Source organism: Pedobacter endophyticus (assembly GCF_015679185.1).
GTDB classification, from domain to species: Bacteria; Bacteroidota; Bacteroidia; order Sphingobacteriales; family Sphingobacteriaceae; genus Pedobacter; species Pedobacter endophyticus.
On the sequence record NZ_CP064939.1, the window covers coordinates 1,636,526 to 1,648,616 of the forward strand.

Genomic DNA, 12,091 nt, shown 5'->3' on the forward strand with positions numbered 1-12,091 from the left:
ATGAAAAACGCTTATCTATTTACTGTTGCTGTATTGCTTTGCCAGCTGGCTATTGCGCAGAAAACGTATCGGATCAATGCTTCTGGAACAGTATCGCCAACCGTATCAGCAGAACCAAACACCGCTTACACCTTTATGATTGATAAAAATTTTAAAGGCAAAACTTTCGATATTTTAAACAATGGCGCTATACTTCAAAATCGCGAAGGAAATATATTAGACCGCAGCATTGGCAAAAATACCGAAGGAGGTTATACCGTAACAATACAGCCTAGCCGCAAAATCAGAGAATGCCCTCAATGCAAACTACTGGTTTCTGATACCTTTACCGTTAAACTAAACAAAATTTCTTTGGGCACTTTCTACCTAAAACCGCAGGCGGCAACAACGTTTAATTTGCCTAAAGAGCAGCCCATTTCGGCCGTTGCTTCCGATTCGCCCGTAACCTTTAACGCTGCCGAAATTGACCCATACAGCTCCGTCATTAATGATGCAATTTTACTTAGTGAGTTAATTAAAGATCCCGCTAACAAGCCGAAAATTAAGAAATTCTTATTTGAAAAGTATGGAATAAAGGAGCAAACCGACAATCATTTTTTACAAAACTCGATACCCGATAATATCTGGAACAGCATTGAAGGAACAGAGGCAGTTGGTGGTGGCAATATAAGTAGTTTAGGCAGTGCAATTGGCGGCCTCGATGTTACAAAAATTGCAGATGGTTTCGCTAAATTCATTGTAAAAAGGGCTAAAGAAGAACTAACAATTGCATTTTTTAAGAAATTTAAAGAAGACATTGCCAGCTACCCCGATTTAAAATCGGTTTTCCCCGATACTTACCTTTTACTCAGTGCCATTGATGTGCAGATTTATAGCTACAGTAACTATCTTAGCAACCTCAGGGAAGCTTTCCGTTCAGATTTTCTTGCAATCGACGAAAATCTGCCTTCCATTATTACCAATCACCCCGATTTTTTCAGCAAAGATGAAAACCAGAAACTTGCATTTGCAGTAAGGTCGGGTTGTTACATCGCCGCGGGCGTTAAGGACCGGGCCCATCCCGGCGACATCGTTGATGGGTACCCTGTCAGTTATCTGGATAGCATCACCGGGAAAGATCAGCCTGCTGCCAAAATATTAAAGGGCGCTGTACAATCCTTACAGCTTTTTAGCGAATCGTTGAAAGAAACTGATACCACTAAACATACGTACTGGGTAGGTATAGATAAGGTTAGAACAATGGTAACTAACAAGAAAACATTGCAGATTTACATCGGATTAGTGCTTCAAACCGCAAAGATTAAATACAATAAAATAACCTTTTCAACAGATACCAGCAAGAATTTCTATCAACTACTAAATACCAGCGAAAATGCAACGCGGTTTGATGCAAACTATCAAAACTATAAAACGTACTTCCTATCCCTGGGCAACAAAATCGAAGAGTTGAACGACCTAATAAACGCGTATAACAGGGAAGCTACAGACTCGGTAAAAATAGAAAGGTATGCCGGTTATATCCAGAAAACCGCCCAGCTCATCCAGTCTGCCGTAAACATTGCTGATCTCCCCGGCTTATCCAGTGTTAACGGGCTAAACAGCATTGAAACCAACACCAGCGGTTATTTTACCATTGTAAATCATATTACCGATCTTGCTATAGCCATTAACCGCAAACGATACGCGGCCGTAGCAAACCATGTAATTTCGATATACCAAACCGCTTATGTAAGGCCCGCAGCAATGCAACTGGAATTGAATACGGAGCGCTCTCGCAAACCCGCTGCTGCCGCAAAGTCATCAGGGTTGATGGAGAAACTGACTAAATACAGTGCTTTTATGGCGAACATGATTGATGCCAAAAACAGCGATGAAGTAGCCGCAGCTATCGAATCCGTGGCGCTGCCAGCAGGTAGCTCAAGTATAAAACGGCAAACAAGCTTTAACGTATCCATAAATGCCTATGCAGGGCTTTTTACCGGCAGCGAGGTGATAAAAGGTGTTGATGCCAATAAGCCATTTAAATTTAATAGCTACGGAATTACAGCTCCCATTGGCCTGTCGATTAGTAAAGGGAATAGCTTTTTGCCATGGCCATTCTGCTTTATTCCCACAGGCAAATCCGGCTTTTCATCATCGCTGTTTATCTCTTTCGTAGATCTTGGTGCCATCGCTGCATATCGTTTTGAGGATTCGACTACCGAACAAGTACCGACGATTAAATTAGCTGACATTTTTTCTCCAGGCCTGTTCTGGTCACTCGGGATTGCCAAAACACCAATTTCCGTAAATTTCGGTGTGCAAACGGGGCCTAACCTCAGAAAAGTGACGAGTACAACCAATGATTATTCAAAAAACACCTATGTTCGCTATAGCCTGTCGGTGTGTGTAGATGTACCGCTGCTCAACCTTTATACAAAATCGAAAAACTAAACGACTGTAGCGAATACGAGAGGAAATGACAAGATAAATATTGATTTATTCAAAGCTACTTTTTTGAATTACAAAATCATTCGGTTTATTTGGGTTCATGCATCCTGAATTGTGAAAAACATCAAAGTGCTGCGTAGTCAGCCTGTCAAACTACCGTTGGCATTAGCAGTGTCCGCAAAGATGAAAATGTAGCGGACCAAGTGGCGGTGTATCAAAGAATCTTTTTCGAAGATTGAAACCACAAATTCTCTTCCAAAACCTTCGTTATAAAAGGTAATCCTGACCGGGATGTTGCCTATGGTTTTTGCTACAAAGCAATAAATACAGCGTTCCATTCAGAATGCATTACAGCCTTAAATACAACTGCTGGGTAATGCAGTGGCGTATACTTTCTTTAGACAATTAACTACCATGAGCCTTTCCCTACAAGAAACAAAGCCGCACCTGGAATATTTGAAAATATCGAGGTATGGTTTATAGAAGGCGAATGCGTTCCGAGCTTGCTTGCCCGACACCAAAAGAGCTTGGAGAAAAATAGCCGAAAACCAGAAATGCTGCCTTGGTATCTATAATAATGAGAATTAAAACACTCACTGCTGTTCCATTGTGCGTCTTCGTTAATAATGATAACTTTATCCATTACGGCACACCATATGGATTTCGAACAATTTTATAATCAGCTTCACTCACTAACTCAAGAAGCTAAAATGGATTTAGTTGATGCTATCAAAATATTCACAGCTAAAAAGGGACGCTCACTGCTGAGAAAAGGTGCGGTTTGCCAAAATATATATTTTGTTAAGAATGGACTGTGTAAAACCTTTTTCTTCAAAGAGGACAAAGAATTTATTATGCGCTTTTTCATTGAAGGATCCATTTTTACAGTGCTTGATAGTTTCCTAACCCAGTCACCTTCTAAATTTGCTATTAATGTTCTGGAGCCAACTACCTATATATGCTTAAGCTATACTCAACTACACTTACTTTGCAAAAAACACCATTGTATGGAAACCTTTTACAGAGAGCTTGTTTCAGGTGCATCAATTAATATGATGAAACGAATAACTGAGCTACTAGAAGATAATGCATCCGAGCGATATTTCAATTTTGTAAAAGAATATCCTGAACTGCTTCAGCGAATTAGTCTGGGTGATCTTTCCAATTATCTAGGTATAACGCAGGTTTCTTTAAGTAGGATAAGAGCCGTCAAATAATTTTTTATCATTTGATAAAAAATTTTATATCTCTCGCTGATAACTTTGGAGAAACTAAATCAGCACACGATGTTAAAATTCAGTCTACCTCAGAAGATAAGTTTACTTGCGGCACTATCATTTTGTATTACAGCTCCTGTGATGGGTTATATAAATATCGGGTTACCACCCGTAATTATTGTAGGAGGATCCGCTGTTATTGCCTTTTTTTGCTGGTACTTCACGTACCTAAGAAATCCTGTAAACCCTGCGATAATTCTTCCACTGTTTATATTTACTGTTGCAGCGCTTCAAATTCATATTTTAGAAGAATATCTAACTGGATTTGGCCCTGCTATGAGCCGTTTGTTTAATATACCATGGAGTGAAAAAAGCTTTTTAATAATCTTTGCCATTGTAGGGCCTACTATTTATACGCTCACTTCATTGGGTCTTTATTATAAAATACCATTTGCAGGATTCATTGCATGGTTTATATTCATAGGCCCAGGCGTAGCAGAATTTACCCATTTTATTTTCCCTTTACTAACACCAAAAATTCAGCCCTCAAACATAAATTCAATAAGCCAATTTATACGGGGAGTGCCAATTGAAAATATGCCTAACTATTTTTACAAAACAACAGGTAAATATTATTTTGCAGGGATGTGGACCGCCGCGTTACCCATGATACCAGGAGTTTATTCAATTTATCGACTTATTAAAGTGCAGGCAGGAGACCAAATACTATAACATCTATTTAAGCCAAAATTAAACTTGTAGGCTCCTTCGAATAATCTAACATAATACCTATTGAAATAGTTCGCTAGTCTTATATACTTAGATCTGAATAAATTAGAATACCTAAAACAATTTTTCTAAAGATAAGTTGATTTTGAAACTTCCATTTGATTAGGGGATTGTTCCCTAGTATTTATTGCAGTTAGCATTAAATAAATTTTATGAAAGGTTTTTTGCTAAGCTTTGCCTCATCAACCTTCTTTTTAAGGGATATTTTAAAATCCAGATCGGACTCGATTAACTTAACAAATTCTTCCAAATCAAAAAGCACATGGAGCCTTTGCGTTTTCTCAAGTCACTTAAATTATTGAACAAAAAGTTAATTTGTTAATAAGTTTTTGTAACGGATGTGGTTGAGGGCATTTATCTTTAATAATACCGTTTCAAAGTTTATTTAAATTAGTGTTCGCCTTTGCGGGGGCTAGCTAATCATCAGGTAAAAACGTATTTTTGCATAATGGCAGCAGCAGATCAAATTAAAAGTCTAATCAAATCGTACGCAGAAGATGATGAACATCGCTTCTTTACAACTGCTATGCAAATCGCAGCCTCTGAAGCGAGACAGGGACATACAACTGTCGCCCAAGAACTTAAGCAATTGATTGAGAGGGCCAGAAAAGAGAAGTCGGTTGCCTATCTAGATTCTCCCAAGACTGTTTCGATTTCTGCGCCCAAGAGAGAGCTCAAAGAACTTATCGAGGTCTTTAAGCCCAGAATTGACCTAAGAGATATGGTATTGGATCTGGGCGTGAAAGAATCGCTTAACAAAGTAATCAACGAGCAAAAAAACTGGGAGCTGTTAAAAAAACACAATCTTAGTCCCAGGAGGAAATTGTTGCTGACCGGTCTACCTGGAACAGGAAAAACGATGACTGCCCAGGCAATTGCTGGGGAATTGGGTTTATCGGTATATATTATCCGCCTTGATGGGCTGATGTCCAAATATCTGGGTGAATCTATAGCCAAGTTAAGGCTAATATTTGATGCCATGGAAGAGCATCGGGCGGTTTATCTGTTTGATGAATTTGATTCCATTGGCTCACATCGCGATAAGGGCCAGGATATTGGTGAAATAAAACGGGTATTAAATAGCTTTTTAATAAACATAGAAAAAGATCAGAGCAATAGTATTATTGTTGCTGCGACAAACCTTCCTGAAAGTCTGGATAAGGCATTGTTCAGAAGATTTGACGATGTGATCAACTATCCACTGCCAAACCTTAATCAAATTGGCGAAAGTATAAAAAAAACAACCAGAAGTTTTTCGTTCTCAAAGAAACCGAATTATACCAAACTTGCTAAGTTGGCGGAAGGCCTTAATTATTCGGAAATAACCAAGGCATGTGAAGAGGCAATTAAGGAAATGATTTTATCCGGCGCTACAAAGTTGGATTCTTTGGAAATAGAAAAATCTTTATCTAAAAAAACTCCTCTTAAACATGGCCAGACAGAATCCCAAAAAACACATCAAACTTGATGGTTTTGCCCAAAGTTTAGACTATGCTTACCCAAAAAAAACGTTCTCAGGCAACCTCGACCTTGCGCAGCGGAATAGAAACCAACACGGCAACCGCATCCTAGCCCAGCTCGATGCCATCCGCCAAAGATTTGATATTCCTGTTGAGGTGGATCTGCCCGAAGGCATACTTAGGGATGAAGCTGTCTATGTGGAGTTCACTTCTGAATGGGGTTACAAGCTAGATTTCAATAGTATGGATCAGGATAAGACAGATCCACTTTTCCAAATTTTGAATATACGCGAAGAGCAGGAAGATGTTGAAGAAAACCATAGGTTTCGATATCATGTCACAATGATGATGACCCAGGGTGGTATCAGCAATTTCATTGAAAAAATCCGGCTTTATATTAATGAAAATATTTTCCGAAAGGACAAAATCACCGGCGAACGAGTGGATACCGGAAATGCAAAATATTATAAATTATTTTTGAATATTGAAAGCATTCAGTCGGCAACATTGAAATCATTTTGGGCTGATGAACCGGAAATAGATTTTCCAGATGAAAATGAAGATCTCTGGTGGGAAGTTTGGTTTAGAAAAACTGGCAATGACCAATTCAGGATAGCCAGGGTTTTGGAAAACCTAGCTTTAACGGGTGTTCAGGTCGGCCAATCCGAACTGGTTTTTGCAGAGCACCGGGTTCGCCTGGTCAAAGGAACTGCCATCCAACTGTCCCGTTCCATTATGCTTTTGGACAATTTATCTGAGCTTAGAAAACCACAGGAAACGGCTGATTTCATCTGCCATAAAGATCAGGACTATCAGGATCACGCCGAGTGGATGTCGGAATTACTGGAACGGACTGACGTTGAAATAAACGGAAATTCTGTCCTGATCTGTTTACTTGATAGCGGAGTGAACAACGCGCATCCATTGATACAGCCATTTCTTCCAGATGCGCACATGGGGTCGTTTAAGCCAGACGACTGGGGAACCGGAGATGACTGGCCTAATGGTGGTCATGGTACGGGCGTAGCAGGGCTGACTCTTTATGGAGATATGGTTGATGCGTTAAATGAACCTGGCCGCATCAGGATCTTACATGGGCTGGAATCTTTTAAAATAATTAACCAGGCTGATGCAAATGACCCTGAGTTATACGGAGCTATTACTGAATATGCGACCAGTACGCCTTTAGTAGACCGTCCTGAGAATCCCCGCGTTTTTTGTATGACCATTACTGATAAGGAATTTGCTTTTAAGGGCCGGCCATCTGCATGGTCTGCAGCAATAGACAAAATAGCTTTTGGCTCTGCCCTGGAACCTGTCGCCCCCCAACTGGTGATCGTGAGCAGTGGAAATGTGATCACCGAAAATCACGATGATTATCCCGATTTGAACTTGAGGGAATCTATACATGATCCGGCACAGGCATATAATGCAGTCACTGTTGGAAGTTACACGAGAAAAGACAGGATCGATCCTGCGACCGGGCATATTCATTTGGCCCCTAATGGCGCGATGTCGCCCAGCAATTCTACTTCGACACTATGGGAAAGTCAATGGCCGATCAAACCTGATATCGTTATGGAAGGCGGCAACTGCAGTACTGATGGCGTATATGTTTCAGATCATTACGACTTGAAAATGTTAACCGCCGATAGAGATTTTCCTAGTTATACCTTTATGCCATTCGGGGATACTAGCGGAGCTGCAGGCTTAGCGGCTAAAATGGCGGCAGAGCTGCGCACCTTTTATCCGGAGTTCTGGCCTGAAACAATAAGAGCTCTAATGGTACACGCTGCAGACTGGACTGCCGGCATGCTGAATAACCGTTCTTTTGAGGCACTAAATGAAACTGACCGAAAACTGTTGTTAAGATCAGTCGGTTACGGCGTGCCTATTTTGGAAAATGCTCTTTATAGTGCTAATAACAGTTTGACACTGATCGCTGAAAGGGAAATCCAACCTTATCATTTGGTCAGCTCGGTTGGAAAAAGCAGGGAGTATCACCTTTATGATTTACCCTGGCCAGAAGACGTTTTGTTAAATCAACTTTTTGATCAGGATGTTACATTAAAAATCACGCTATCTTACTTTATTGAACCTAATCCAGGAAGCAAAAATAAGCGCTATGTGAATAATTTCCATTATCACTCACATGCTTTAGAATTTGCTGTAATCAAAGAAAATGAACCATTAGAGATGTTCAAACGGCGGATATCAAAGGCTTCTGAGCTCGAAGATGATCAAATCGACAGGACGGAGGAAAAATGGTCAATTAAAAGGGTAAGGTCCAGGGGTTCCATCAAGAAGGATTTTGTGACGATGTCCGGAGCGGATATGTCGGCCAGGAATAAGATCGCCATTTATCCGAAGCCAGGTTGGTATAGAAGTCGCAAAAAACTGGGGAAAACCGATTCTATTGTTAGATATAGTTTGATTGTAACGCTTGAAACTGCAAATGTTGAAATTGACCTGATGACCCCTGTGCTAAATCAGCTGGGAGCTTTACCTGTGTAATTAGTACTTAATCGTTTGTCAATGGAATCCTTTAAAGTTTTAAGTTGCGATAGATCTACCATTTGACTTTGCCGATGTGCCTAGTAATATTTTTGAAGAACGGCCCGTTTAGGATTTTCCCCGATCTGATCTTTGGGAACAGTTATGAATCGGTCGGTATTTATTTCAAGTGAGATACAGTTTAAACCGAAACGGGGTGGTCAATTTCAGCGAAATCTCCAGCTACAGTGATTTCCTAGCCGCAAACGATATTTGACAAAGTAAAATCTAAATTTGATGCATTGCAAATACGTATTAAAGTCGAGTGTGTAATATTCATATGTTAATTATATAATAATCCAAGTCTCAAAAGATTAATTTTGGGTATCAAGCATTGCCTATTAACCAGTTCGAAAATTGTCTAGTAACGATCTTTTAAGTTTTGAAATAATTCGCAACTTTAGCCAATTCCTGTAAATCAGGCAGGAAAAAATTCGAAATTTGTCCAGTAACCGCTACCAAATCAGCAAAAGAGGCATAATTCAGATTTGATTCTGATATGCCTCTTTTCTCTTTGAAAATATTCGTTAAACACAAACGAGCTACAAAAATACCAGGTTTATTTCACTGGCCGAAGTTATCGTCTTTTTGATCATAACTCATACCACTGGCAGACGGTAGTGCTTGCAGTTGTTGATTGCTATGGTATCGCCAGAAAATCAGTTGAAGGCTGCCGAGCGATAGATTCCATTGCCATCTTCACTTATTTATAAGGTTTGAAGTTTTGACAGAGCAGATTGACATGTTCAAAAATTGAAAGATAAAATTCTGATGAACTTTTATCTTGCGAAGAGATTATTTCAAATTTCCTTCTCTTCAGCGTCAAAAGCCGACTGCATACTTTGGGTTGATATCCAGTGTCTAATATTCACCTGAAATCCCCACAGAAAAAATCAATGACGTTTGCTTTTCAATATCACTTCGCCTAACGTATCATTAGGCTTTGGCGACCGCTGATGAAACTGAATCAAAAAACTACTCTTCCAACAGTGCTGCACTGCACCACAAATATGGCGCCTGACCATGAAAGTCGCCCGCGTTGCGTGGCCGATCGTGATAATGCTGCTTGTCATTTTTTTTACCCGTACCAATACATACCTCAGTAACGTTATTGCGAGAATCGATATAGCGAATCATTGCCAGCCAGGCTTTTTTCGCTGCAGGTGCATATTCACTCGCCTTTAACCAACCCTCCTGTACCCCTATAATAAAGCCATAAGTAAACATTGCCGATCCAGAGGTTTCCACCCAAAAATCAGATTCATCGATTAACTGGTTCCACATGCCATTTGGCCTTTGGTACTGCTTTAAACTTTGCATCATTTTCAGGTAGCCCTCCATAATCCGTGGTCGGTCTTTATGGTCGGTAGGCAGCATGCGCAATAAATTCGGCATACCTACCGCCATCCAGCCATCTCCACGCCCCCAATAATAAGGAACATCCGGTGCGTGGTAGAACAGGCCGTTCCCGCGTTGCAGTTCATCCAAATAAAGCACCATTTCTTTAGCTGCTCTATCAATGTATTTTCGGTCGCCAGTTACTTTATAAGCCTCCCCCTGTACTACCGTAATCATGTACATGTCATCTATCCAAAGGCGGGTTTGCCACGAAAAACCCTTATCAGCCCAGCTTTTCTCTATTCGCTTAGCATTTTGCGGTAACTCCCATTGCGAATCTGCATAAGCCAGTCCTATCTTTTTATACCGCTCATCTTTCGTTATTTCATAAAGTTTAAAGGCCAAACTGCCAAACATATTATAATCAACATGGTTCATCGGTGGCAACAATTCCTTTTCATAGCTAAATAATGGCTCAAACTTATCAACTAGTAATTTAATCAGTTTATTGTCCTTTGCCCTTACCGCATAATCCAAAGCACCATTCCAGGTGCACACTTCAGCGTAATGAATATATCTGTCGTAAAACTCATGTTTGTTATCTACAAAGTGATAAGCCAAACGCTTACCCACTTCGTTGGGTGTAAAACCTTTCGAGAAACCAGCCAGCTCCTTATGCTGTGCAAATAGCACCTGGCAGGTTATTAAGGCAATTAACATAGATAATATTCTATTATACATCATTTCTGTTAGTTTATTAAATTGTGGTGTTTTTAATTTGATGTCGTTAAACCGGTTCTTTCATTTTGATATCCTTTTTCAGCACAGGCCCAGGTCTATTCATCCGGCTTGCTTTATTCGCCTCACCCGGTCTTTCGCCCTTAAGCCATTCTCCCGGCAACTTTTTTCCATCAATATCATCACGATCCCGAGTAGGATTTTTGGGTTTCGAATCGCCCGTCTCCATTATCCACCTATCAACTGCCTCACGCAAATAAGAAAGCATTTTTTTATTGCCCGCCACCGTAGCCACGTTCGTAAACTCCAAAGGATCTTCCGCAACGTTAAAAAGTTCTTCTGCAGGTCGTGGCATTAGAAAAATATCTTCCTGGTTCTTTTTAGTCAGGCCTTGTTCATGTTTTTCCCATAGCTCTTTGCCTGCCGGAAATAACTTAGACGACTCGCCTGCCATTGCCCTGCGTTCAGGAAATCCATTTCTGATGTACACCCAGTTTTTGTACCTCACCATTCGTTCATACCCCTGAAAAACATGCCAGTTGTGTTCAGTAAAAATAAAATCTCGTGTGCTGTGCTGCTTCCCGTTTAGTAGGCTCAAAAAGCTTGTACCCTGTATACGCTCGTCTTTTTTTAAACCTACAATTTCCAATATCGTCGGCGCAATATCAATGGCACTCAACAACCCTTCAGTTTCACCCACTTTAACACCCGGACCTTTAACAATAAAGGGGCTTTTCACTCCACTATCATATAGCCGAACTTTGTTTCGTGGAAAAGGGCTGCCATTATCACTAATAAAAATGATATACGTGTTTTCTAAAATGCCCTGCCGCTTTAGCTCCCCTACAACATTACCCACATAATGATCTAACCTTGATATCTCATGGTAGTATGAAGCCAGATCCTTTCGGGTTTCCATACCATTATACAGCATAGGCGGTACCCTAAGCTTTTCAGCATCGTAAACCACCCCCTTATCGTTAGTTTGCCAGTCGCGGTGAGCATCATGCGCAGCAAACCACAAGAAAAAAGGCTTGTTTGCCGGTCGGGCTTTAAGTATACTCACCCAATCCTCCTCACCACCCGGGCCTTTCCCTGGTGAAATTAAGTTGAAGGCTTTTTTCACAGCGCCCCCCATATGATTTTTACCAGATAGTGCTGTATAATAACCCATGTTCCTTAACCGCTCAGGAAACATAAACTGGTCATCCGGCAACTGATCATGCAGTTCCGGCGCACCCGTATTATGCGGATATCGGCCAGAAATGATGCTACATCTACTCGGGCTGCAGCTGCTCGTGGTTACATACATGTTCTTAAATGCCAATCCCGAGGCGCCCAGCGCATCAATATTCGGTGTTTTAACGTCCTTATTGCCAAAAAATCCTATATCCCCCCAGCCAATATCGTCTGCTATAATAAGTACAATATTGGGCCCGTCTACCCCTCGCTTTTGCCCAAACAGCCATTGAGAAGAAAATAGCCCAAACACCAAAACAAACAGTTTCTTATATTTCATATCTTATTTATTTTTTCCGTTGAGGTACTAACAGCGTATTCCATTCG

7 protein-coding genes are annotated in these 12,091 nt (G+C 40.6%); 5 read left to right on the forward strand and 2 right to left on the reverse strand.

Annotated features, from left to right (window positions below):
* From IZT61_RS06530 to IZT61_RS06550, 5 genes are all read left to right on the forward strand, one after another.
* A complete protein-coding gene (locus IZT61_RS06530) occupies positions 1-2,433 on the forward strand; it encodes a hypothetical protein (protein ID WP_196100370.1) in 2,433 nt (810 codons plus the stop codon).
* 653 nt (positions 2,434-3,086) lie between these two features.
* Positions 3,087-3,647 (forward strand): Crp/Fnr family transcriptional regulator, encoded by a 561-nt coding sequence (locus IZT61_RS06535; RefSeq protein WP_196100067.1) that lies wholly within the window; start codon positions 3,087-3,089, stop codon positions 3,645-3,647.
* Positions 3,648-3,716: 69 nt separating this feature from the next.
* Positions 3,717-4,379, forward strand: a complete 663-nt coding sequence (locus tag IZT61_RS06540; RefSeq protein ID WP_196100068.1) for a hypothetical protein — start codon at positions 3,717-3,719, stop codon at positions 4,377-4,379.
* A gap of 505 nt (positions 4,380-4,884) precedes the next feature.
* Complete coding sequence (locus IZT61_RS06545; protein WP_196100371.1) at positions 4,885-5,904, forward strand: AAA family ATPase; 1,020 nt, start codon at positions 4,885-4,887, stop codon at positions 5,902-5,904.
* Entirely contained in the window at positions 5,867-8,410 is a 2,544-nt protein-coding gene (locus tag IZT61_RS06550; RefSeq protein ID WP_196100372.1) for a S8 family peptidase, read from the forward strand. The genes IZT61_RS06545 and IZT61_RS06550 overlap by 38 nt, the downstream gene beginning before the upstream one ends.
* 1,014 nt (positions 8,411-9,424) lie before the next feature.
* On the opposite strand, the gene IZT61_RS06555 is transcribed toward IZT61_RS06550, so the two are convergent.
* Positions 9,425-10,531, reverse strand: coding sequence for a glycoside hydrolase family 88/105 protein (locus IZT61_RS06555; protein WP_230383881.1), 1,107 nt, complete (start codon positions 10,529-10,531; stop codon positions 9,425-9,427).
* Positions 10,532-10,574: 43 nt separating this feature from the next.
* Positions 10,575-12,044 (reverse strand): sulfatase family protein, encoded by a 1,470-nt coding sequence (locus IZT61_RS06560; RefSeq protein WP_196100373.1) that lies wholly within the window; start codon positions 12,042-12,044, stop codon positions 10,575-10,577.
* Positions 12,045-12,091: the final 47 nt, after the last annotated feature.